This is a genomic window from Virgibacillus necropolis, from assembly GCF_044793635.1.
Lineage (GTDB): Bacteria > Bacillota > Bacilli > Bacillales > Amphibacillaceae > Virgibacillus_F > Virgibacillus_F necropolis_A.
The window spans coordinates 901,525-927,010 of the sequence record NZ_CP084992.1 but is presented as its reverse complement, the minus strand read 5'-3'; the positions used below and the strand labels follow the sequence as shown (position 1 = coordinate 927,010).

The window sequence follows — 25,486 nt, the reverse complement described above, 5'->3', positions numbered from 1 at the left end:
TACCTTTTCAATGTTAAATTGTAGAAAGTTTTTAATTACAAAATTAAATTCATTACGATTTTAATAGATCGTCAAAAGCCGTTTGAATTAATATACGGGCTTTTCTTCGTTGCTCAGGAGTCATTAATTGTAAGTACATTTCAATCATTTTGGTATCCTGATCAGTATTGTCAATATCGTTATGCAGCACTGTAAAATTTGTTTTAGATTCGTTGTTATTACCTTTCACACTATTTGTTATACCTAATAAATAATCGCTAGACACGTTGTAATAATCAGCGAGTTTTTTTATCACCTCTATATCAGGTTCAACATGGTTGTTCTCATAATGAGAGTAACGAGCTCTGGAAACATCAATTGCTTTTGAAACTTCTTCCTGACTCTTATTGTATTTTGCCCTATGCAATTTTAATCTTTTTCCTAATACACCATTTTTATCATTCATGGTATCACCTCTATGTATTATTATAACTGACTTATGATAAAAAGATTACCGTTTTTGAAATCATTTTTGAAAAATTATTTATCAAATAGGCATTGACGATAAAATATTTATCATTTATTATGTAACTATACCGTTGATAAAAAAGTTATCAGAAAGGAGGGTACATTTGTATCGCAAACATCTTTTTGCAATTAGAAAAAAATATAGTATAACCCAAAAGGAATTAGCTGAAATAATTGGAATATCAGAAGTTTATGTGAGGAAAATAGAGAAGGGAGTTGTAAAGCCTGGAAGAGATACTATGTTGAAATATGAATATTTCTTTAATGTAGATATTAAGAAGCTTTTTCCTGATATTTTTTTGCATATTAATGATAAAAAAGTTATCAAAAGTGTTAGGAGGAGTATAAATAATTGAAGTACATGTTGATGAAAATCAAATTCGGCAAATTTATGAAAAAGAGATAAGAAATAAATTAGAGGAAATAGAGAAGGAATTGGTGTATTGGGATTCCAACGAGCTTAAAAGGCGTACTTGCATGTGTTGGAACACAATCCAAAACACATTCTTTTACGATGATGGTTTTCCCAAAATAAAGGTTGGTGGCAAGTGGTATTTCCCAGCAGAAGAAGCTAAGAGGTTCCTAGGGGAATGGTTGAATAGTAGGAGGAATTGAGTAGGAGGATGCTGGAATGAAAAGTATATTCAGGATAAGCAAAAATAATAATTTTGTAGTTATGGATAAAACGGGTTTAAACGATAAGAATTTGTCATGGAAGGCAAAGGGCATTTTAGCTTTTATGTTGTCGAAACCCGATGACTGGACTTTTTATATTAGTGAATTAATAAAACATTCAACAGATGGTGAAAGGGCATTTCGCTCAGGATTTAAAGAATTGGAAAAGTACGGATATACGAAACGGAGACCCGTTCGAGAAGGACAAAGAATTGCTTATTGGGAGACTATTGTATATGAAAATCCTCTACTTTGCGGTTCTGCACATGTAGAAAATGTAGATGTACAAAAACTAAATGTACAAAATGTCCCCCCTACTAAGAATGAACTAACTAAGAATGATAGTAACTATATTTCTACTACTAACAAGGCAATTAAGTTTTATGAAATAAACTATGGTATTGCTAGTCCATATGAGAAAGAATCTATTTTCAAATGGACAGACAGTTTGGGAAGTGATCTGGTTATTGAAGCAATGAAACGTTCAATTAAGCGAAATAAAAAATCATGGGGTTATACGGAAAGAATATTAAAATCATGGCACAAAAATAACATTACTACTATTGAACAGGCTGAATCTGAAGAAGTAGATTTTCGGAAGCAGCACCGAATTAGCAATCAAAAGTCTCATAAACAAACAAAATTGAATCATGATGGCTATAATTATGGATTTTAAGGAGTGAAGATTATGCGGAATATAAATAAAAAGGTAGGCAATCCGAAGCAAGGATTGATTAAGACCTATATTTGTCAAAGTTGTCACCAAGAGGTGGAACGGAAAGAGCTAGTTATACCAATCGGACCATTTAAAGGGGAAAAGACAATAGTCGATTTTGGGTGCAAATGTGAGGATATTAAACTAGCAGAGCAAACAAAACGATCTCATATGCAATTAAAACAAGATAAATTGATTAATAGTTTTAATTACTATTCATTAATAAATGATTCATTAAAGAGTGCAACAATAGAGAACTATAAACCAACCAGTATTGAGTTAAAAAAAGCAAAAAAGATGGTGTCAGCATATATAGATGCATTTGATGGGAAACACAATCTATTACTTACTGGAAACTATGGAACTGGAAAAAGTCATCTTTCTATCTCTATTACTAAAGAGTTAATGGAATTAGGGTATCATTGCTTGTTCGTATCGCTTCCAAAACTGCTAACTAAAATTAAGCGAACATATAACAAGGAAGGAGTAACGGAGGATGAATTATTAGATTTTATCCGTCAGGTAGATTTATTAGTAATTGATGATATTGGATCAGAACAACAAACTGAATGGTCTACTTCAAAATTGTTTGAGATTTTTGATGACCGTACTGGGAAAGCAACGATTTATACCACAAATTTAAATAGTACTGAACTAAAAAAACGAGTGAATGAACGGAATTTCTCTAGAATGATGGAAAATACAGAAGTTGTTGTTATGAATGGTACAGATTATAGGAGGAGGGAATTTTAAGATGTGGCAAGGAATGAAAAGCGTGATGGTATTTCACCAAAATGACAGTCAAACGGAATCGAACCTAAGGTGGGAGGACTGGATTAAACATAAAAATTCAGATGGATATAAAACTGCGCCAACTGTTGAGCATACGACAGAGTATTTAAAAAGCAGGAAAACAGAAGAAAACGATACGCCTAATATCTCAGACTGTTTTCCTGCCCCGAAGAAATTTGATTATAGCATAGTTGATTGAATATAGACAATCTTTTAAGGCCATTGAAGAGGATTTAGATTAATATATGGTTTGTAAAGAATAAAAAGCATTGTAGCTTGGTTAAAGGACTAGGATTATTTCAGAAGGAGATGTGTCGTATGGAAAGAGCTTTAAATCAAACAGAAGAAAAGCGTTTAAACAATTATATTCAAAAACGGGAAGATCCTGAAGGTAAAGGTTTTATACAAGAAAAGTACGTCAGCAATACTGGTATGATTTACTTTGATCTTATTTTACCATCACAAGAAAGGGTACAAGGCTTTCTTATACAATAAATATTTTTAGAAAAAGGAGTTATTTCTATGCCTCTTAAAAGGTTAGTAAGCAGTTGTGTTTGTTTTTTTCTAGTAATGCTTTTGGTAGCATGCGGAAGTGACAACAGTCTTAATGGAGAAGGAATGATTATCGAATTGAAGCCATCTGAGGTTCAAGACTTTGTGACTGAAAAGGGTGGATTCATTTACGTAAAGTCAGCGCTAGAATCAGACAATGAGGATGACAAAATGATTATGAATGAAATTAAACGTATTGCGGAAAAAAAGGAAATTAACTTTTATGTTTTCGATCAACAAAAACATAGAAAATACATTGAAATTGATCTAGATTCACAAGCATTTGGATTTTATCAGGATGGTACTAAAAAGTCGGATATAGAACTATCTCGTATTGAAAAAAAGGATAAGGTAGCACAGAAAGTTAGCACTCTAATTCAAAAAGTCAAAAATAACGATAATTAGAAAGAGGTGTACAATGAATACGGTTGAAATCCTTGAAAAATTTGCTGGACATCTTGATATTACGAATCCAATCATGTTTTTGCTGCGTGAAATTGGTTGGATATTTATTAAAGGAATGGCTTGGTTAGTCAATAGTTTAGAAAACGTAATTAATAGTGTATTAGGTTTAAAAGGTTTTTATAGCAGTACAAAGATCACTGAATTTGTCGATACGATTCAACCTATTTTAATTACGTTATTTGCTTTTAACATTCTCTATATAGGTTTTTTAGTATTATTTCAAAAGAAATTTAATCGTGAAGGTATTGTTATTAATGTTTTTATGGCATTGGCAATACTTGTGATTTTAGGCACAGGATTAGATAAAGTAAACAAGTTTACAGACGACGCTATCAATGTAATTAACATGAATGGGACAGAATCAATTGCTACATCAGTTATCAAAGAAAACATAACTGATGTAGCACTGTTAGACAAAAGTGGTTGGAAAAAAGCGAACCTTGATGTCTCAAATAATATTTCTCAAGAACATGTAAGGGATATTAATATTACGGCAACGATTGACGATGATTTTGAATTTGCAAACGGAGACTCCCTTTCAAATGTCGGTCAAGATGTATTGAGTAATAAGATAATGTACACAGGCAAACCTACATTAAAAGAACTCGATGGTGGTTGGTTTTCGTTTGATGAATATTATTATCGTTGGTCGTGGAACTTTTGGAACATGGCTTTAACACTTGGCATTATGGCATTTGTGCTAATAACAACATCTGTTAAATTAACAAAGTTATTTTTTGAACTAACCTTTAATTATTTAATAGCGGGTATTATCGCACCATTAGATATGCATAGCGGTCAAAAAATGAAACAAGTCATTCAAAATATCGTTAATATTTTTGTTACTACGATAATGATTTTTCTATCAATGAAAGTGTATTTAATTGGTACAGACTGGCTTGAAGAAGAAACGGGCGGGTTAGTATATATAATTGCCATGCTTGGTTTTGCGATGGCGGTTATAGATGGTCCAAACATTGTAGAACGATTATTTGGAATAGATGCAGGTATGAGTGGTGGCATGAAATCAATTGCAGGTGCTTATGCAGGTGTAAAAGGTTTAGGTAAGGGTGCAAGGGTAGGTGGTAACCATCTAATATCAGCAGGTGGAAAAACTGCAAGTGCAGGTGGTTTCGTAGCAGGTTTGGCTAGTGGGGGAAAAGGTTCTTCTGGAAGCAGTCAATCAAACGAAGGAAAAGACAAAGAAGGTAAAGGTGAAAACGGTGAAGGGCAAAAGAACCAAAGTAGAGAAGGTGGTGACAGTTCAAGTCAAGCACAAGAGGAAACCGCAAGTTCGTTAGAAAATGATATGGATCAAGAATCAAATCAAGGAGAGTCCAATTTTGAAATAAGTGGATTACATGATGAAATGGAACAACAAGGGTACGAAAGAGGAGAAGAAAGTTCTAATCAAGGTTCATCATCAAAGGAAAATACACCTTCATTTGAAAATGAAATACAAGAAAAAAATAATCAGGCAGCACCAAATGGTTCATCTGAAAGTATAAGTGGATTACATGACGAAATGGAACAATCAACTGGTGGAAATCTTACATCAAGTGGTGGTTCACAACAAGCAAGCGTAGGAAGTATACCAACAGGTGGAGGTTCAGCACCAAGCGAACCATCACAACCAAGTACAGGAAGTGTATCGACTGGTGGGGGGGCAGTACCAAGTGAATCAACACCACAATCGAAACAAGAAACAAATCAAACACAAACAGAAAATAGACATGTAGGTCAGGTTGTAAGTGATCGTTTCAATCAAAATAAAACCGTTAAACAATCAAGAAATAGTTATCAAATCGGTAAGAATACTGCCGAGTCTATTAAAAAACAGTCGGAAAAAAGTTTAGAGGTAGATAAAAAATAACAGATTTTAGAAAAAGTCATCAACAAAAAATGAGAAGAAAGATAATAAAAAAGAGATAAAAATAACAGTGAAAACACTAAATATGAAATAGATCAACTGCAAAAAAAAGAGTTACAAAATAAAAATAAGTAAGAGAAAACGAACTTTTCTTTTGCAAAAATAAACCGAGTTAAAATTAAAAATGGCACCTAAATAGTGTCATTTTTTTATGTTTATAATCAATAAATAGGTAAATAAACCTATGCACAAAACTGGCACATAGTGACTATTTACCTATGCGCAAAACTGACACAAGTCGAAAAATCGTGTACCCAATCAAACACTAGGCCCTGCCTAGTATCACACGTAAAGTGGGAACATGTTTTCCTTATGCTCTTTCTAAAAATCACTCGGGATAACTTTTGTTTCAGAAAAAGAAAAGGAGCACACTTCTTATGCACTTTCTTTCTCACTATCTAATACAAAATGCCGAAAATAAATGCATTATAAAATAAAAAAAAGGTGGAGATTGGATGGACATTTTACTAAGGGATATTAAACCGCAAGTTACAAAAGATGAACAAGCAAAAAAGTTAAACCTAAAAAAATGATTGAGAGCGTGAATTATAAATTACATTGGATAAAAATACAGAAGTGATTAAAATAATGGGTGAAAAATTGGAAGAGAATACAAAATTATAAATTACTTACTGAAGGATATCGAATAGTAAATGATGGTAGCTTAACATTTTTAGAATCTGGGTGGTTCTGAAATAAACCACCTCAAGTTTCAGATTAAAAATAAAAGGGAGCACTATATGAATACAAACAAAAGATGAAAAGTGATGTGAGTGATATTGAAATAGTAGATATAAAATTTAGTAATAGTATGAACGGGTTAGCTGTTTTTGGTTATGTTCAATTAAAAGTGATTTGTCATTTTTTTCTTTTATAGGGCGCTTTAATTGAATAACACAAATGGAAAATCAAACATTATTTTAAACTAACTGCGGTTTGAGGTTTTCTTTTTTAGAAAATAAGGTATACTATAAGTGTAAAGTCATACAAAAAAAATCGCCCCATGCTAGTTACATGGAACTGTAACAATAAGCTAACCCCATCAAGAGGGGAAGGCACATAGTTTGAGAAATCCCTCACTGATACCCAAAATCAACATGAGGGGTTATTTTTTTGTTTTATCTTTTTAAAGAGTTTTTAGCGTAGTATTGTATACTGTCAGTTGTTTTTTAACTTACCTATTAACTACATATTTAAATAAAAGCGTATTCCATAATAGGGCGCCTTGAATAAAGGATGCGTTCTTTTTCTTGTTTAGGGCCATTTTTTTGAATAACCAAGATTTCCATTTTAGAGTATTTTAGTTATGTTAAAATTAATGAACCAGTATTTGGGAAAGAGTGATCTTAACGCAGGTTAATTGAAGAAGGGTTCTATCAATTAATAAAATGTATGTAACTAGATAAATGTTATAATTTAGTTATTAGTGTTAATAAACCAATTGTCAATAAAAATAATGGGCATAGTAATGATTAGGATAACTTTATGGGAGAACGCATTGATTCAATTGAGCATGGACTGGAACATCTGGAGGCTGCTATAAAAAATGATGATGCTTACGATTATAAGAGAGTGGTTTTAGATTTCTGTCATGCAGCTCAGTTGTTGTTGAAGGAGATATTATTCAGAATAGATTCTACGAGGTTAGTACATATTGCTAAAGGGCAATATGTACTAATTTTTATTTAAATAAAAAAAGGAGAAGTGAAAGATACTCTTGAAGTTTTTGGAATTATTTCTACTATAGTTTCAATATGTAATTGGATTACTAAAGTTCTTTACTTTGTATGTTCCAACTTATTGCAACAGATCTATACACACGTTTGGTTGGATGTATTATATTATAAGGGTTATTGATAACTTTTATTTCTGGTTTATTGAATACGTCGGTAAGTATAACTAAATTATAATTTCCTTCTAATTTTTTCGCAGTTTCCCACTCTTTATCAGTGAAGCTTATTCCACCACTTTCAGATGAAAGGCCCTTAACTTCAAATACTATTCCGGAATTCCCATCAAGTTTAAAGTCAAAGCCACTCCCTTCGTCCCTAGTGTCAATTAAATCTCCTTGATATTTATGAAAAAAACCATTGTTAAAGTATTCAACAAACAGCTCCTCGGCTTTTTTTCCCGTGACGCCCCTGCTATTAAAGAAGCTATCTATAGTCCCGTTTTCCTCGCCATTATCTATTAAATTGATAATATTGTTTTTACTTTTGTCCGAACTTAAAATGTCTTTAACAATTTCAGTTAGTGCATCTTCACTTAAGTTTTTTAAAATGTTTACTATTTCTAAACTCCTTTTCGGCAGTTCTTTTTGGTACCATCCACTCCTTCCGTTATCATGTATGGAATCAAAGTCATCTCTCCTGTTCTTTATGGTATTAGGCTTAAATCCTAGTTTATTACTTGCTTCGTCATAAGCATCTTTAAAAGTATTGTAATTTAAGTTTAATAGGGCTCGCCTATTATATTTAGATAAATAATACGCAATTACCAGTACTTTATTTCTGTTTGAATTCATTTCTATTCCCCCCAAGTCTATAGTTTATTTTACCATTAATAATTGTAGGAAAAAATTGAAATTAATTAGGTATGGAAGAATATCGCCCCATTTCTCTTATAATTTCTTGGGGAATTTAATGAAGAATGGTATATTAGAACTAGAAATGTTAGAAATTGATGAACGGTGGTGTTCGTTTGAAATCAAATATTGATCATAAATATGAATATGATTATGAGTATGTATCTCCAGAAGCAACTTCTGTGGTTGAATCGATGCGTTCTATTGGTTATAACCTAGAAACAGCCTTGTCAGATATTATCGATAACAGTATTTCAGCTCATGCCACAGAGGTTAAAATAAATTTTTATTGGGATGAAACAAACAGTTATATTCGTATTGAAGATAATGGAATCGGGATGAATGAAAAAGACTTGGTTCAAGCCATGAAACTGGGATCTAGAAGTCCTTTAGAAAACCGTGAGGTAAATGATCTTGGTAGATTTGGCATGGGGTTGAAAACTGCATCTTTTTCACAAAGTAGACGATTGACTGTTAAATCTAAAGCAAAAGAAAACTTTTCTTATATACGTTGTTGGGATTTAGATACTATTCAGGATACACGTAAATGGACTCTTCTAAAAAATCCCAAGGACGAACAGTCTTTGGATAATTTGAGCGGTTTTTTATTAGGGAATAAAACTGGGACAATCGTTTTGTTAGAAGAATTAGATCGTGTAATAGCTTCTTCTTATTCTAAGAAAAATTACAATGCATTCTTGTCAAAGATAAATAAGGTTGAAAAACATTTATGTATGGTCTATCATCGTTTTTTAACTGGTTATAATTCTATTAAAATCACTATAAATGGCCGCCAACTAGCATCATGGGATCCTTACCTTCTAGACCAGGACACTACTCAGGAATTATTAGAAGAACCCTTTCAAGATGGAGAACAAATAGTAAAAATATCAGTTTATGTTTTACCTCATCACTCTAAGTTATCAAAAGAAGAGTATGAAAAGGCAGAGGGTCCTAAAGGGTGGAATAATCAACAAGGATTTTATATTTATAGAAATAAGAGATTGCTAGTGGCTGGTAGTTGGCTGGGTTTATTTAAAAAAGAAGAACCATATAAATTAGCAAGAATAATGATAGATATAACTAGTGAATCTGATTTTAATTGGCAAATAGATATTAAGAAATCTGTAGCTCGACCACCTCAAAATATATTACAAGAGTTAAAAAGGATTGGAAATTTAGGAAGGGAAGCATCCTATAAGGTTTATTTTCACCGAGGTACCAAATTATTTACATCGAAAAAACCATTAGGCGAATACACCCATCTTTGGGAACAGGTATATAAACATGGAAAATCCTTTTATAAGTTAAACAGGGATCACCCGTTATTACTAAAGATATATGAAGATTTAACTAGTGATAAGAAACTGTTAAGTACTTATTTGTCCTTAGTAGAAGAAAACTTACCAGTCAATATAATGCCAAGTCAATCTGTAAAAGTAGGGGAAGAGAACTCGTACAAAAATTTACTTAGTGATGATGAAAGAAGTAATTTAATGCAAGGAATGAAAGATTTTATATATGCAATGAGACAAATTAATTATGGAGAAGAAGATATCCTCTATAAATTAAAAAACATAGAGCCTTATAAGCATTACCCTGATCTAATAACGGGAATTTTAGAAGAATAACTATAAAAAAATTGGATGTGGTAATATGTCAAAGTTCAATGATGCTAGAAGTATGGCTTTAATATTCTACAAACTTTATGAATCTCAAATGGATGATAACGAATTAGCATTAGAGGAAGCAATTAAAAAGACCTTAAAGGAAATACCAGATGTTCAAGCTGATAAATTAAAAGCAAATTTGCTTGAGTCTATAAATACTTTCATAGGTTACGACTCAATTATAACTGATGAAACTCATGATCATATACCGTGGTATTATGACAGAAAAGGAAACGTTGATATGAACTTCTGGCATAGATACGAGAGGTATTTAATACAAGTGAAGCACCGTTCTCCAAAAGTTGTGCAAAGTATCGATGAAACAACTGATAAAATTCTTAACTTGTTGGAAGACCCAACTGCAACCGATAGACAATATGATAGAAGGGGTATAGTTGTTGGAGACGTTCAATCGGGAAAAACTGCAAATTTTACTGGTTTAATAAACAAGGCTGTCGATATGGGATATAAGCTCATAATTGTATTGGCGGGGATGCACAATAGTCTGCGTAGTCAAACGCAAATGAGGTTGGATGAGGAAGTTTTAGGATATGAAACCAGCATCGTTAAACAAGACCCAGATGACAACAAACTAATTGGTGTAAGTACTCTCTCGGGAGAAGGATTTCGCCGAATTAATTCGTTAACCACTAGGGATGATTACGGTGATTTCAGTAGATCAATAGCTAAAAAGATTCGTGTGGAACCCGGTGTTGAGCCCTTTTTGTTAGTAGTAAAGAAAAATGCGAGTGTATTAAAAAATGTGCTTAACTATTTTCAAAAAGACAGTGTGCAAGCTAGAAAATCATCCGAGGATGCGCCACACAAGACTGTCCCTAATGTACCTATGTTACTTATTGATGATGAAGCAGATCAAGCTTCCATAAATACAAAGGATCTATTTGATGAAGAAGGTAACATTTTAGAAGACTATGACCCGACAAAAATAAATGCTCTAATTAGACAAATTTATAATACTTTTGAACAAAAAGCATATGTAGGTTATACTGCTACACCTTTTGCTAATATTTTTGTGCATAATACAGCGTTTTCCGAACAATACGGTTCAGAGCTCTTCCCAAAAGATTTTATATTAAGCTTACCCAAACCATCCAATTATATTGGGCCAGCAGAATTTTTTCAGTTAGATGAAGATTGCGATGACAGTATGCCACTTATAAACTTTATAAAATATCACGACACCTTTGTTCCTTCAAAACATAAAAAGCACCATATACCTATCGCTTTACCAGAAAGCTTGAAAGAAGCCATCTTAACTTTTTTGTTGTCAATAGCAATTCGGAAATTAAGAGGACAAGAAAATGATCATAATTCAATGTTAATTCACGTGACAAGGTTTAAAGATGTACAACATCATATTTATGAATTAATAAAAGAGGAAATGTACAACGTGAAAAACTTAATAAGGTATGGCGATACTTCTAGTTATAAAATTAAAGACAAATTAAAAGAAATCTGGATGAATAAAATTAATCCTACTTCAATAAAACTTAATGCATCAACCCATAAATGGGAAGAAATCGAAGATGTGCTAGTCCCGACTGTGGAAAGTATTGTTGTAAAGGAAATTAACGGAACCAGTGGGGACATTTTAGATTATAAGGAAAATGAATCAACAGGTATGAATGTTATTACGGTTGGTGGTGATAAACTCTCCAGAGGGTTAACATTGGAAGGCTTAACAGTAAGTTATTATCTTCGAGCAAGTAAAATGTATGATACTCTAATGCAAATGGGGCGTTGGTTTGGATATAGGAACGGATATTTTGATCTTTGTAGGATTTATACAACAGAAGATCTAGCTTCCTGGTTTAGACATATTGCAGTAGCAACTGAAGACCTTAGAGAAGAAATTGAAGATATGGCTTCCAGAGGTGCTACACCAGAAGAATTTGGTTTAAGAGTACAGACGCATCCAGTAATGTTTATAACCAGTCAATTAAAAATGAAGTCTGGCCAAAGACAAAAACTTTCTTATAGAAAGACAGTAAGTGAAACAACGGTTTTTGAACTAGACAATGAAGTTTTTGCACATAATTTAGCGGTTACTGACAGATTCATTAGGGGTTTAGGAAGTCACGTTGACAATTTTCTTCAGAAAAGACAAGAAAAGAAAATTACATCTAAGCATTATTTCTGGGAAGACGTCCCTGGAGAGGATATAGCTGACTTCCTTTCTCATTATAAAACCGCTCCATCTGCACCTAGGGCTAACAGTAGATATTTAAAGCAATACATTGAAAAGCAACTTGAAAATGATGAGTTAACAAAGTGGACAGTTTGTCTAATAAATACTGGTGAGAAAACCAATGACTATGAGAAGATTGGCGGTTTGGAAGTTTCTAAGGGTATTGTACGTAAGGGTGGTATAGAGCAAGCAGGTAATAAAATTTCCTTAAAACGATTATTGTCAGCTGGCCATGAATTTTTAGACTTTACAAAAGAACAACTTATTAGGAAAGAACAAATTGAAGGTAACAGTAATCAGAATAAAAGCCAGAAGGTTAGGGGGAAAGTAAGAAACCCGAAAAATGGTTTATTACTGATTTATCCAATTGACCGTGATCAATCCAATAGATTAAAAGATAAAGGAATAACAAGCTGGCCCATTGGAATAGGATTAGTCTTTCCAGACACTAATAATCCTGAAGTGGCTGTAGACTATGTTGTTAATAATGTTTTCTCAGACTTGGAGGAACAAAATGGATGAAGAAATAATTGATATCATAAAAAGTCTGGAAAAAGATGCTTCTACAAGAGTAGAAGAGACAAAACAAAGCCTAGCATTGCGGTTTATCGATAGTGGTGCAGCTGTTTCTTTATTTTTGGGTTTAAATCCAAAAAATAAGACAAGGTACTTATTTATTCATGTGAAAGAGAAGTTAAGTTCTAAAACAGTTACTAATTTGCCTATGTGGAATGGATTGACCATAGTTCAAAATAAAACTTCTATTCCTTTGGCAGGATATTATGATGAATGGTTTTTAGTTCTATCTCATCAAGAAGAATATGATCATAAAATATTTGAAGCTGTAATTGAGAATATATGTAATGACTTATTAAGTTTAAGTCAATATGGTGATATGTTAAGTAAACTTCAGAGGAACTTAGAACGCTGGAGAAGTTTCTTTAGTATTAATGGTTGGGAAGGTCTATCACAAGAGGCGGAAATAGGTTTATACGGGGAGCTTTGGGTATTAAGAGAATTACTACAAAATGACCCAAATACAATAGAAAATTGGGTGGGTCCAGAGAAAGAACCTAACGATTTCCAAAAATCAGCCATAGCATTAGAGGTAAAAACTATTACCTCAAAAAAACATTATAAAGTGTTTATTAATAATGAAAAACAGCTGGATGATATTGGCTTAAAAGGTCTTTTTTTGTTAGCGGTAGTCATGAGAAAGATCGATAGTGGGGAGACACTATTTGAAATAATAGAGAGTGTTAGAAGAGAATTAGTCAATGACCCGTACTCCTTAAATCTTTTTGAGGAAAAACTGTTTCTAGTAGGCTATTTAGATATCCATTCAGATTTATATGATACGGGTTTTGTTTTTCAAGAACTGTTATCCTATCAAGTATTTGATGGGTTCCCAAGATTGCTGTCAAAGGAACTGCATAATGGGGTTGGCGACCTAAGATATTCTATTAATTTGGGAGCTTGTGAACCATATAAGGTCGAGTTTAAGGAAATTATAAATATTTATGCCCAAAATGAGGAGAAATAAAATGAAGGATACGTTTTCTTTTGCGGAAAACTTTTTAGAAGATATTTTAGCAACTACTGAAGCAGAAATGGAAGGTGCAGAAGATGTCTTTGTAGAAAAGTTTTGTGATTACTTAATAGATGCTGAGGAATGTTTTGATTATCAAGTGTGTAATTTTAAAAAATCTAAAAGGGGATTAAAAATTAACGCATATGAGTACACTCAAGACTTTGATTCTATATCGATATTTGTAGCGAACTTTGACAAGTTAAAGGCAACTAGAAAAATAAATTCTAAAAAAATTAAGCAAGGTTGTAACCGTGGAATTAAATTCTTTACGCAGTCCCTAAAAGGTTTAAAAACACAAATTGAAGAATCACAGCGAGAAGCATTTGAGTTCGCTGATATATTGGAAAATAATGTTGAAGAAATAAGGAAAGTGAAAATCTATTTTTTAACGAATGGAATTACCGTAAATGAAAATCCTGCTGATGAAGAAATAGGGAATATTAAAGTTAGTTACCATGTGTGGGATGTAGAGCGACTTTTCCAATTTGTTAATGAGAAAAAGGGGCTTGAAGAATTAAAGGTAAATTTTGAAAAAGATTTTGAAGAAGAAGTTCAATTAGTTAAAATGCCAGATAACAATCCTATTTATGATTGTTATGTAGGTGTTTTATCAGGAGAACTCCTTGCTAGAGTATATGATCACTGGGGACAGAGATTAATAGAACGTAATGTTAGATCGTTTCTACAAGCAAGAGGAAATATTAATCGTGGTATTCGTGATACAATCCAAAAGGATCCTAATATGTTTATGGCATATAATAATGGAATATCAACAGTTGCCGAAAAAGCAATCTTTAGTTCTAGTGCAAATGAAAATATGCTTTTTGTGAAAGAATTGTCAGGTTGGCAAATTGTTAATGGTGGACAGACAACTGCATCGTTATATCAGGCCTTAAAGAACAAAGTACCTTTAAGTCACGTTTTTGTTCAAATTAAATTAACTGTTATTAAGGAAAGCCACAAAACAGGAGAAATTGTAGCGTCTATTTCTAAATATGCAAACAGTCAAAATAAAATATCAGTATCTGATTTAACTGCAAACGATCCATTTCAAGTTGTCTTAGAAAATCTTTCACGGACGATATGGGTTCCGAATAAAGACTTCAAGGGTAAAGGAACAACGAAATGGTTTTTTGAAAGAGCACGTGGACAGTATTTAGTAGAGTTAAATAGACAAGGTACGCCTGCAAGAAAAAAAACTTTTCAGGTACAAAATCCAAAAAAGCAAGTTATAAAGAAAACTGAAGTTGCTAAATATGAAATGTCATGGATGCAGCATCCTGATCTCGTAAGTAAAGGTGCAGAAACGAATTTTTTAGAGTTTATTGAAATCATGAAAAAAGAAGAGGTTCAACCAGACCAAAGGTTTTACAAACATTTAGTAGCAAAAGCCATATTATTTAAAACGATCGATAAGATTGTAAAAGATCTAGACTTTGGTGGGTACAAGGCTAATATAGTAACTTATACAATATCTTATTTTTCATTTATAAATTCTGGGGAATTAAACTTTGATAAAATTTGGGAAAACCAAGAAATCAGTTTAGATTTGAACGATATTTTTCGGGAGCTTGCAAAAGTAATTTTTACTCATATTACTGAAACGCCAGAAGGTACTACAAATGTCACTCAATGGTGTAAGAAGAAAAAATGCTGGGAAGATTTAAAAACAAAAAAAATAAATTCCAAATACCGTTTGAATCAAAATAGCTCAGAAGCTATTTAGAACTGAGGGCCTTTCTAAAGGGCACTCAGTTTTTTTAAAGCTAGCTTGTTAAGTATATGCGGTCATATAAAAGTGGCTGTACCCTAAATTCGTCTTTAGTAGTGATATAATTAAAATGGTATAATAAAGATGGTAGGGTAATGTTTAAAACACGTAGGCTCATAATAAGATCATTAAGATAAAAAGTAATTTTATGATAGTTATATAGAAGATATCCCTTCTAGAGGAGAGAATTTTTATGACGAAATTAAAGATAATAGATTTATTTGCAGGAGCAGGCGGTATGAGTAATGGATTCGAACAGACTGGGCAGTTTGAAGTAAAAATGGCAGTTGAACTTGATAATAACGCGAGAGAAACCTACAAGGAAAATCATGGGGACAAAGTATTATTGAAACGCGATATTACAAAATTAAACTTTTTAGATGGTAATGGAAATTTGAAAGAGATTTATCGTGATATAGACGTAGTAATAGGTGGACCGCCATGCCAAGGATTCTCTAATGCAAATCGTCAAAAGAACACTCTTATATCAAGTAATAACCAATTGGTGAAATACTATTTAAAAGCAATTGAAGAAATACGACCTAAAGCGTTAGTTATGGAAAATGTAAGTAGTATGGGTTCTAAAAAACACAAATTTTACTATAGTAAAAATGATATTGCAGAAATTAAAAAGCTGAATATTCAGCTTGGTTTAGAAGATATTAAAATTGGTCAAAAGACTTGCGTCTCTCCAGAATTAATAGAATTTATAACTAGGTCTTCCCAAGAAAATAGGGATTTGTCGCCTTATCTCATAGACAAGAATGTAGTATCAAAGTTAAGCACAGTACTTAGAAAAACCGGAAACGATAATGATTTAGAGGAGTATTTCAAAGAGAAAAAAAACTTAAAATACTTGAGTCAATTACTTTCATTGTGGGGTACTCTAGTATCAGCATGCTGGAGTAAACGTTATGAGGAAGAATTGAATAAAGTCAGGGTAAATTTGGAAAATATCCTGAAAGGTGATAGGAATGTTGATTCTGTCCAACTACATAGTTCTATAAATGTTATTGTGGAAACACAAAAAGTACTTCATAAGATAAAGGAAGTATTCGACAACCACATTCTTTATAAAGATTTATTGTTTAGTATTGGTAACAGTATGTTAATTAAGTTGAAAACATTTAATGTGTTAGAATATTTAACTGCAAAATTAGAATACCTAGGCTATAAAGTAAATAATGATCATAATTTATTTAATGCAGCAGAATATGGTGTTCCACAAGTCAGAAAAAGGTTAATTTTAATAGGTATAAATAAAACGTTATTAAAAAATGAAGATATAAAGCTCCCAAAACCCCTATTTGAAAATGCAGAGGATTACTATACAATACATGATGCTATAGGTGATTTAGAGGAAGACTCACCAGGGATAGATATATTAAAAGGGGAGAAGGTTAAAACAACTTCCCCAATCTTATTAAGTAAGTTAAATAATTACCTTAATGATGATGAGAAGAAGCTTCATAATCATGTGAGAACTAATACAAGGGAAATTGCAATAAAAAGATTTAAGGCATTACTACCTGGACAAAACTTTCACGACTTGGATGAATCATTAAAGGCAACATATAGTGATCATACTAGAACGCAAAATACCGTTTATAAGAGACTTAATTATAAATTGCCCTCTGATACAGTGTTGAATGTAAGAAAATCAATGTGGATCCATCCGGTTAGTGATAGAGCTTTAAGTATACGTGAAGCAGCTAGGTTACAATCTTTTAAAGATAACTATATTTTCAAGGGTAGTAAAGATAGTCAGTATCAGCAAATTGGTAATGCTGTGCCGCCCTTATTGGCAAGGGTTATAGCGGAGAGCTTATTGGAGTCATTAGATAGGAAGGTTCCTTTGAAAGTAAGTGATCTTCTTAATAAAGATAATGTAAACAAATCAAGTACACAAATTAACGAGCCGCTTATTCATTCTTAGAAAAAACTTGCTTTTCCAAACGATTTCTTTTTTTATAATAACAAGTAGTATATTACAAGATAAGAAGATAGTAAGCTATAATGTTAAAGAGGAGAGTTGCCCAATGAACAAATTCAAAAATGTCGAAACAAAATTAGTTTCAAAATGGTTAGGTGATGAAATAGATATTATCTTAAATGATACAGAAACAAATGACGAGCTAGAGCTTATATCTATATTAAGTGAAAAAATTGAAAACAAAATAAAAAATGATCTCCAATCGATCACCGAAGGTTATGTGTCGGAAATTATTCACATCAGTTTTGAAAATATAGATTATAACGAACTTATTGATTACTATAAGAATTAATTTTTGATAGAAGGGAAGTTCTTATAATGGAAGTCAATTTTATGTGAAGAACTTATGGTGATTTATATGGCTTTGAAAATTTACTCTGTTAAGCTACAGCCTTAATAATGAATAAAGTATTCGGTATTAACTGGTTTATATGAGTAATGTATTTCCATGGGATGTATCGCTGAAGAACTATAAAAAATAGGGATTAAATAATTATGCTAATAAAACATCATTTGAGATAGGGTTAGATAGAAATAAATACGCAAAAGTATAATAACAGTTCAGTTATCTAACGCAGTAGAAATGTAATTTATGATGACAATTACATAAGTTAAAATTTGGTTCATGTCCTTTCAATTAAGTATTAGTGGCTTTTGTGCCCCAAATGTGCCCCGTTAAATTGAAAAAGTATAAATAAGTTTGAAAGCTGATATTGAAAAAAACAAACAACGTAAGCATTTTGAATAGTTATGACATAAAATGAAATCCAAAAATAATCAAATTCGAAATGGAAGGTTCAATAGGATAAACCCTTTTTAAAAAACCCGCACAATGTTGCGGGTTTTTTGTTATTAGTAAAGAAAGTATAAAAACTTTGGCGTTAATCTGTCTAGCGCAAGCGCCCTAGCCCGCCTGAGGTTTTAAGTCAAATCTCTTTGTGATAAAAATCATCACTAAGAGATTCGTCTTAAACTTGTCGGGGCTGACCAAGGCGCTTGCGCTTTTCTAATATATCTACCTTTAATCAAATATACCGTGCATCCAATAATTAGAAATGCCACTTAAAGCGTGCTAATATTAATTATAAGATAGACGTAAATAAAGATTGGAAGACGGAAGGGATATAATTGGTTTACATTATATGTTTTATAGTTGGGATAGTCACAGCATTTGGAGGCAGTCTGATCGGACTTGGTGGGGGAATTATTCTGATTCCGGCCTTATTATTTTTACATCAAATTTCAAGTGAATTCGCATGGGCTACTCCACAGACAATTGTAGGAATTTCATTAATTGTGATGGTTTTTACTGCACTCTCTTCAACTATTTCTTATTTAAAAAAAGGCCGAGTTGATTATAAGACAGGTTTATTACTATTATCTGGAAGTATACCTGGTGGGATCCTCGGATCATGGTTAAATCAATTTGTTGCGGCAGAAAAATTTTCGTTTTACTTCGGTATTCTAATGGTAGTTCTATCATTATTATTTTTATTAAAACGGAAAGCAATATCAGAAGAACCATCTAGTTCACAGAAAAACATGCGGTCGTTTCATTTCGACGGAAAAACATATCATTACTCGGTATCCTTTTGGACCGCATTCATTGTTTCGTTACTTGTTGGAACATTAGCCGGTCTGTTCGGTATCGGTGGTGGATCTATCATGGTTCCAGTGATGATTTTACTGTTTGGATTTCCTGCACATATCGCAGTCGCGACATCCATGTTTATGATTGTTTTTATTAGTATCATAAGTGCTGGAACACATATTATTCTTGGTCATGTATCATGGCAATATGTCTTATTTTTTATTCCTGGAGCCTGGATTGGTGGAACAATCGGCGCTAAGGTGAATCAGAAAGTAAAAAGTCAGGCACTTGAATGGATTTTGCGCGTGCTTTTAATAGTTGTCGGATTACGTTTAATTATTGAAGGATTAACATAAGGAGTAGGTTTTGTGGAGGAAAAATTATTCTTTTATTATACGAACGATTTACATAGTAATTTTAGTCGATGGGCCCGGGTAGCAGGATATTTAAAGGAAGTAAAGGATCAGAAAAATGCAGAAAATCAGTCCTGTTGGCTTTTTGATATTGGTGATCATGTTGACCGTGTACATCCGATTGCCGAAGCGTTTATGGGAAAGGCGAATGTACAATTAATGAATGATGTAGGATATGATGTTGTTACTTTAGGAAATAACGAAGGAATCACGCTTGCGCATGAAGATTTGTATCATTTATATGATGATGCTAATTTTGAAGTCGTATGTGCGAATCTGCAAAACCTTAAAGGCGCTCATCCACCTTGGTTTCAGCCAAGCGTTAAAATTACCTCAGTAAACGGGGTAAAGATTGGCGTTTTAGGGTTAACTGCACCATTTAATGCATTTTATGAGTTATTGGATTGGCATATTGCACCCCCTTTTGAAGTATTGGATACCTATATAAGGGATCTTGCAAACCATACAGATATCATTATTCTATTGTCACATTTAGGTATAACGGAAGATCAGGAAATTGCAAGAAGGTATGACGATATCGATGTTATTATTGGCGGACATACACATCATTTACTGCGTACAGGTGAAACGATAAACAACACAATTATTACTGCTGCGGGAAAACATTGTGCATTTGTCGGTGAAGTTATATTGACATGGGACCAAACGCAGAAAAAATTAGTTAACAAAGAGGCGTATACAACCGATATAACACATAGAGCAAAAGACTTACAAACAGAAGAAAAATTAAATGACTTAATTGTTCAAGCGGATAAAGTCCTCGAAGAAAAAGTTGTTACACTAAGTGAGGCAATTGAAGTTAGTTGGTTTAATGATACACCAATAATGGAGAAGCTGTCAGAAACATTAAAAGCTTGGACAAAGGCTGACTGTGCAATGTTAAATGCCGGGGTTTTGCTTGATCAGTTTGAAGTAGGAGACGTATCTCTTAAAGATATTCACCGTATTTGCCCACATCCAATCAATCCTTGTGTAGTCATCTTAAAAGGTGATGAACTAATGGAAGTAATTCGCGCATCATTCACAAAAGAATTTATGGAATTAAAGTTAAAAGGATTTGGATTTCGTGGAGAAGTTCTTGGTAGGATGATATATGCGGGTGTAGAAGTAGAAACAGAAATAAAGGAAGATGGGCAGGAATACGTGAAAAATGTGACCATGAATGGGCAACCACTAAATCCTGATCATTCTTACCATGTAGCAACAGCTGATACATTTACTTTTGGAAGATTATTGCCAGAAGTCGCTAAGTCTGAAAGCAAAAAGTATTACCTGCCTGAATTTCTACGGGATTTGTTAGCCCAAACGTTAAAGAAGGAATACGGATCAAAACAGTAGTCGAGTAGCACCTAAGCCCTTATCTGCATACATATATATGGTGATGGAGAAAAGGAGGCAATACTTGAATGATTACTGTAAATCCTTTAGAAATTGATGGGATGTTTTTCACCGCAATTACTGTGGAACTTCCAAAGACTAACTTACTCATGATTTCAAACGATATCGGTTATATCATGTGTGGCGCTTTAGATGTAGACCTTTTAAATGAAAAGTTATCAGATCGGAATGTTATTGCAGCCCGGGCTGTTGGCGTTAGAACCATTGATGATTTATTACATGCACCACTTGAAAAAATAACCGATGCATCAAAATCGTTCGGCTGGGAAATAGGGATGATTGGAAAAGATGCATTGGGGCGCATATCATAACCAGTATGTCTTCCACAAAGGAAGGCATACTAGTTATTTGACTTAATAAGAAACCATTTGCTTTTATAAAGTGCCGAGTGACAGGATTTTCTACTGAACATTTAGTATCATGATGAGTTCAATTCGGTATGATACAGAGTTAGGAGAACGCCGCTATGAGATTAGCTAGCACAAAATTACTTAAACCTGGAACCATTGTTGGACAAGCCATATTTAACGATAGTGGGAAGGTTCTAATTCAAAAAGGATTAAGCTTAACACAGCAAATGATCAATCGTCTTGTTCAACAAGGGATTACATATATATATATCGAAGACGAGTTAACCAATGATATTCAAATTGAATCAGTTATTTCGGAAGAAGCAAGAATTGATGCGACAAAAACGATTAAGGATACCTTTAATGATATAAAACAAAATGGCTTAGCTGATCGTTCATATATTTTAGAGAAAAAAGGTAAACAAATGTCAAGTGTAGTTGAGCGACTACTTGATGAAATTATGAACAAAAAGGATGCTTTATCATTATTAGCAGATGTTTTTGTTACGGATGATTATATTTTTCAACATTCCTTAAACGTTACCATATATTCACTTGCAATAGGAATGGAACTCAATTTAACAAAAGATAAGCTTGTTGAAATTGGTGTTGGTTCTATGTTGCATGATATTGGTAAAATTTTTATAGACCCAGAGATATTGAAGAAACCAACCAAATTATCGTCAATTGAATACGAAATGATAAAATGCCATACTCAATATGGGTATGATTTTTTGCGAAAACAGGGGGGCATTCCCCTAATGGTTGCTCACTGCGCATTTCAGCATCATGAACGGTTAGATGGTTCAGGTTACCCTAGGGGAATTGATGGGGACCAGATACATCTATACGCTAAAATAATTGCCGTTGCTGACGTGTTTGATGCTGTAACAAGCAATCGAAGTTATCGTGATGCTATGCTGCCACATGAAGGTCTGGAGATACTTTATGCAGGTGCTGTGAACCTTTTTGATAAGGATATAGTTGAGGCTTTTAAACGAAGTGTAGCCGTATATCCAAACGGATTATTGGTTGAATTAAGTGACAGCAGATCAGGAGTGATTGCGCGTCAACATAAGCATTTATGTGATCGCCCAATTGTTCGAGTAACAAAAGACGAGAAGCAACAGCATGTATTGCCCTATGAAATTGATTTATCTAAGATTCTTTCGATTACAATTAAGGCCTGCTTTCACGAATGAGTATAATTATATTCTAACCCGCTTAAAACAAGCATAACTTGTGTTAAGGGGGTATTTTATGTTGATGCAACCAAAGAGTTTCAATTTTAAAAAGAAGCGTACGCCGCCTCCAGTAAAGTACATATTAGCTGTAACGTGTGTTTTGTTTATAGCAATGATTTGGTTTAGCGTTTGGTTTGTAGGCAATAAGATACGACCACCATTAATGGAAATTGCTGAATTAAAAACAGAAGAATTTGCAACACGTGCAATTAATGCCGCAGTGAAATCCAGTGAGAATCTTACTTTTGATGAACTAGTTAATGTGTCCTATGATGACGAGGGAAATGTAGCATTGATGGAATGGAATGCTGCAACTTACAACAAAGCACTTAGAACTGTTACTCAACGTGCTGAGAGCTTTCTTTACAATATGAATAAGGGAGAAACCGTTGATACAGATGACCCATCATTGCCTACTGAGGATTTTGGTGATTCAGCAGATGAATTAGCCGATAAAGATCCGACTGTTGTGGAAATACCAATTGGGCAAGCATTTGAAAATACAATTCTTGCTAACTTAGGTCCTAGAATTCCTGTTAATTTTGAAATTGTTGGTGCAATTCAATCCGATATTTTTATGGATGAGAAACAAGTCGGTATAAATGGAGTAATATATGAAATTTATGTTGAGGTACAGGTAAGAGTGGACATTGTCGTACCGTTTACTACAGATACGGCCGAAGTCAGCACTAAAATTTTCATTGATTCAGGAACGATTATGGGAGACATACCAGATTTCTATGGTGGTGGAAATGGTACCCCACCAATAGCAATTCCAAAAAGCGACTTGCAAGATAAGGAATAACTTAGTATAATAAAACCATAATTTCATAAACTAAACCTTATCAGATCGGTGAGGTAGAGGCGCAAACAGTAAGATTAGTCAACAGGAGAATGACAACGATGAATGTTGATGAAAGGGTTGTTTGCCGAAGCGTAATAAGAGTCAAACTTATTATAGCTGGGATAGTTTTGAAGAAAAGCTATACTGTCATGTTCGAGATTGTGCATGGAGAACTACTGATCGAAATGGAGGATAACGTATATTGTAAAAACAATGGTAGGTTATTTTCTATCATTGTTTTTTTGTGTGCTTTTTTCGCAGTTTGACGAGCAGTAACCCGCCACATCATAAATGGAGTAACCATAGGTGGGAGCTAACTGCCCGTACAAGCCGGATCGGTTCAACTAACACTCAGTGGGAAGAACCCCGCGAATCAAGTTTCTCTTTATACGTATCTCCGTGCACTTTCATATAAAATATGTGGAGGTAAGAAGAATGGAAGGAACGATTTATTCATTAATACCAGCAATTCTCATGCTTGTTTTGGTATTACTTACAAAAAGAGTATTATTATCACTCGGAATTGGAATCCTTGTTGGAGCATTGTTTATCCATGACTTTAATATACTGGGGACAATTGAAGAAATCTGGGTTGTTTTTTATCAAATTTTCTATACAGCAGAAGGACTTAATGTCGGTAATTTATTGTTACTAGGGTTTTTGTTACTTCTAGGAATTATGACGGCATTTCTAACTGCATCAGGAGGAAGTCGTGCATTTGGAGAATACATGATCAAACGAGTGAAAACTCGTACGGGTGCACAAGTAATGACAGCAGTTTTAGGATTAATTATATTTATTGACGATTATTTTAATGCACTAGCTGTTGGGCAGATTGCACGACCACTTACGGACAGACATAAAATTTCAAGGGCCAGGCTAGCATATCTCATAGACTCTACGTCAGCCCCCGTAACGGTGTTATCTCCTATATCGAGTTGGGGAGCGTACATTATTGGAGTAATTGGCAGTCTGCTTGTCGCGAACGGCATAACGGATCTACAACCATTAGAGGCATTTATCAAAATGATACCTTTAAACTTTTATGCAATTGGAGCTTTACTATTAGTATTTTTCACAGCTTATTTAAAAATGGATATTGGCCCTATGCGCAAGCATGAAGAACGGGCTGTTGAAAAAGGAGAACTAATTGATCCTGATGAAAAAAATATTCCAGGTGATTTAGGTGAAGTTTTTGAACCACATAAGAATGGTAAATTATATCATTTGATTGTTCCTATTATTGTATTGGTAGTTGGAACAGTTGGTGCAATGATTATAACAGGAGCTCAAGCGAGTACAGATGTGACACTATTGAACATTTTTGCTAATACGAATGTTAACCTTTCTTTATTCATTGGAGGAATACTCGCAGTTGCTTTAGCATTTATCTTCCATCTAGTACAAAGTAAACCTAGGGTAAATGGATTGAAAATATTTGCTGAAGGTATAAAGACAATGCTTCCTGCCATTTATATTTTATTATTAGCATGGATGATTGGCTCTATAATTGATACGTTAGGAACTGGAGATTACCTTGCGCAATTAGTGGAAAGAGCATCAATTGATGCTGCATTATTACCATTCCTCTTTTTCATTATTGCTAGCTTGATGGCATTGGCTACAGGAACTTCCTGGGGAACATTTGGAATTATGTTGCCGATTGCAGCAGAGGTTACAGTTATTACGGATGTATCATTATTGTTACCATCCCTTGCAGCTGTTTTAGCAGGTTCGGTATTTGGAGATCACTGTTCACCTATTTCAGATACAACTATTCTATCTTCAACAGGTGCTGGCTCAAACCATATTGCCCATGTAATAACTCAGCTACCGTATGCTTGCCTTGCAGCAGTTGTAGGGTGTATTAGTTACCTGGTAATAGGATATTCAGGTAATATTCTTTTATCCCTACTATTAACACTAGTATTAATAATAGTGATCAGTTTCTTTATTCATTTTATAAATAAAACGAAGTCATCTAATATATAGTTGCCAGATCAGGCTGTTGAGGTATAATACTCGGCAGCCTGTTTTTTGGTAAGAGAGATTTAACTATATCAAAATTGCTTTGACATAGTTTTAAGGTAGGGTTATAATATAATCATAAATATCTGAAAAAAGTAAACATTTATAACATTCCTTCTAAACTTTTTTCATAGACATACTTT

At 33.4% G+C, this 25,486-nt stretch carries 22 protein-coding genes and 1 riboswitch; of the genes, 20 read left to right on the top strand and 2 right to left on the bottom strand.

Annotated elements, in window-relative coordinates; genetic code table 11:
- Positions 1 to 52: 52 nt before the first annotated feature.
- Positions 53 to 445 (bottom strand): helix-turn-helix domain-containing protein, encoded by a 393-nt coding sequence (locus LG329_RS04710; protein WP_404454002.1) that lies wholly within the window; start codon positions 443 to 445, stop codon positions 53 to 55.
- A gap of 166 nt (positions 446 to 611) precedes the next feature.
- On the opposite strand from LG329_RS04710, the gene LG329_RS04705 reads away from it, so the two are divergent.
- The 8 genes from LG329_RS04705 (at position 612) to LG329_RS04670 (ending at position 7,325) form a co-directional block, all read left to right on the top strand.
- Entirely contained in the window at positions 612 to 863 is a 252-nt protein-coding gene (locus tag LG329_RS04705) for a helix-turn-helix transcriptional regulator (protein ID WP_404453999.1), read from the top strand.
- Positions 864 to 1,138: 275 nt separating this feature from the next.
- The gene (locus LG329_RS04700; protein ID WP_404453996.1) at positions 1,139 to 1,858 is read left to right on the top strand and encodes a DnaD domain-containing protein; all 720 of its coding nucleotides are present in this window, start codon (positions 1,139 to 1,141) and stop codon (positions 1,856 to 1,858) included.
- A gap of 12 nt (positions 1,859 to 1,870) precedes the next feature.
- Positions 1,871 to 2,650 carry an ATP-binding protein gene (locus LG329_RS04695; RefSeq protein ID WP_404453993.1) on the top strand — a complete coding sequence of 260 codons (780 nt, stop codon included), beginning with the start codon at positions 1,871 to 1,873 and terminating at the stop codon, positions 2,648 to 2,650.
- Between the two features lies 1 nt (position 2,651).
- Complete coding sequence (locus LG329_RS04690) at positions 2,652 to 2,888, top strand: hypothetical protein (protein ID WP_404453991.1); 237 nt, start codon at positions 2,652 to 2,654, stop codon at positions 2,886 to 2,888.
- A 119-nt stretch (positions 2,889 to 3,007) separates the two neighbouring features.
- Positions 3,008 to 3,184, top strand: coding sequence for a hypothetical protein (locus LG329_RS04685; RefSeq protein WP_404453988.1), 177 nt, complete (start codon positions 3,008 to 3,010; stop codon positions 3,182 to 3,184).
- A 27-nt stretch (positions 3,185 to 3,211) separates the two neighbouring features.
- The gene (locus LG329_RS04680) at positions 3,212 to 3,646 is read left to right on the top strand and encodes a hypothetical protein (RefSeq protein WP_404453985.1); all 435 of its coding nucleotides are present in this window, start codon (positions 3,212 to 3,214) and stop codon (positions 3,644 to 3,646) included.
- Between the two features lie 13 nt (positions 3,647 to 3,659).
- Positions 3,660 to 5,579 carry a pLS20_p028 family conjugation system transmembrane protein gene (locus LG329_RS04675; RefSeq protein WP_404453982.1) on the top strand — a complete coding sequence of 640 codons (1,920 nt, stop codon included), beginning with the start codon at positions 3,660 to 3,662 and terminating at the stop codon, positions 5,577 to 5,579.
- Between the two features lie 1,542 nt (positions 5,580 to 7,121).
- A complete protein-coding gene (locus tag LG329_RS04670; RefSeq protein ID WP_404453979.1) occupies positions 7,122 to 7,325 on the top strand; it encodes a hypothetical protein in 204 nt (67 codons plus the stop codon).
- A gap of 79 nt (positions 7,326 to 7,404) precedes the next feature.
- On the opposite strand, the gene LG329_RS04665 is transcribed toward LG329_RS04670, so the two are convergent.
- A complete protein-coding gene (locus LG329_RS04665; protein ID WP_404453977.1) occupies positions 7,405 to 8,160 on the bottom strand; it encodes a protein NO VEIN domain-containing protein in 756 nt (251 codons plus the stop codon).
- A 176-nt stretch (positions 8,161 to 8,336) separates the two neighbouring features.
- On the opposite strand from LG329_RS04665, the gene LG329_RS04660 reads away from it, so the two are divergent.
- From LG329_RS04660 to LG329_RS04605, 12 genes are all read left to right on the top strand, one after another.
- Positions 8,337 to 9,851, top strand: a complete 1,515-nt coding sequence (locus tag LG329_RS04660) for an ATP-binding protein (protein WP_404453974.1) — start codon at positions 8,337 to 8,339, stop codon at positions 9,849 to 9,851.
- Between the two features lie 25 nt (positions 9,852 to 9,876).
- The gene (locus tag LG329_RS04655) at positions 9,877 to 12,621 is read left to right on the top strand and encodes a Z1 domain-containing protein (RefSeq protein WP_404453971.1); all 2,745 of its coding nucleotides are present in this window, start codon (positions 9,877 to 9,879) and stop codon (positions 12,619 to 12,621) included.
- The gene (locus LG329_RS04650) at positions 12,614 to 13,642 is read left to right on the top strand and encodes a PD-(D/E)XK motif protein (RefSeq protein ID WP_404453969.1); all 1,029 of its coding nucleotides are present in this window, start codon (positions 12,614 to 12,616) and stop codon (positions 13,640 to 13,642) included. The genes LG329_RS04655 and LG329_RS04650 overlap by 8 nt, the downstream gene beginning before the upstream one ends.
- Before the next feature lies 1 nt (position 13,643).
- Positions 13,644 to 15,416 (top strand): AIPR family protein, encoded by a 1,773-nt coding sequence (locus LG329_RS04645; protein WP_404453966.1) that lies wholly within the window; start codon positions 13,644 to 13,646, stop codon positions 15,414 to 15,416.
- Positions 15,417 to 15,654: 238 nt separating this feature from the next.
- On the top strand, positions 15,655 to 17,397 hold the full coding sequence (locus LG329_RS04640; RefSeq protein WP_404453963.1) for a DNA cytosine methyltransferase: 1,743 nt from the start codon (positions 15,655 to 15,657) through the stop codon (positions 17,395 to 17,397).
- 103 nt (positions 17,398 to 17,500) lie between these two features.
- Positions 17,501 to 17,746 carry a hypothetical protein gene (locus LG329_RS04635; protein WP_404453960.1) on the top strand — a complete coding sequence of 82 codons (246 nt, stop codon included), beginning with the start codon at positions 17,501 to 17,503 and terminating at the stop codon, positions 17,744 to 17,746.
- An 836-nt stretch (positions 17,747 to 18,582) separates the two neighbouring features.
- Positions 18,583 to 19,401, top strand: coding sequence for a sulfite exporter TauE/SafE family protein (locus LG329_RS04630; protein WP_404453958.1), 819 nt, complete (start codon positions 18,583 to 18,585; stop codon positions 19,399 to 19,401).
- A gap of 12 nt (positions 19,402 to 19,413) precedes the next feature.
- Positions 19,414 to 20,817 (top strand): bifunctional metallophosphatase/5'-nucleotidase, encoded by a 1,404-nt coding sequence (locus LG329_RS04625; protein ID WP_404453956.1) that lies wholly within the window; start codon positions 19,414 to 19,416, stop codon positions 20,815 to 20,817.
- Between the two features lie 68 nt (positions 20,818 to 20,885).
- Complete coding sequence (locus tag LG329_RS04620) at positions 20,886 to 21,188, top strand: YunC family protein (RefSeq protein WP_404453953.1); 303 nt, start codon at positions 20,886 to 20,888, stop codon at positions 21,186 to 21,188.
- Between the two features lie 155 nt (positions 21,189 to 21,343).
- The gene (locus LG329_RS04615; protein ID WP_404453951.1) at positions 21,344 to 22,429 is read left to right on the top strand and encodes an HD-GYP domain-containing protein; all 1,086 of its coding nucleotides are present in this window, start codon (positions 21,344 to 21,346) and stop codon (positions 22,427 to 22,429) included.
- Positions 22,430 to 22,487: 58 nt separating this feature from the next.
- Positions 22,488 to 23,276 carry a sporulation protein YunB gene (gene yunB, locus LG329_RS04610; protein WP_404453948.1) on the top strand — a complete coding sequence of 263 codons (789 nt, stop codon included), beginning with the start codon at positions 22,488 to 22,490 and terminating at the stop codon, positions 23,274 to 23,276.
- Positions 23,277 to 23,322: 46 nt separating this feature from the next.
- Positions 23,323 to 23,499, top strand: a riboswitch (Lysine riboswitch).
- A 251-nt stretch (positions 23,500 to 23,750) separates the two neighbouring features.
- Positions 23,751 to 25,307 (top strand): Na+/H+ antiporter NhaC family protein, encoded by a 1,557-nt coding sequence (locus LG329_RS04605; RefSeq protein WP_404453945.1) that lies wholly within the window; start codon positions 23,751 to 23,753, stop codon positions 25,305 to 25,307.
- Positions 25,308 to 25,486: the final 179 nt, after the last annotated feature.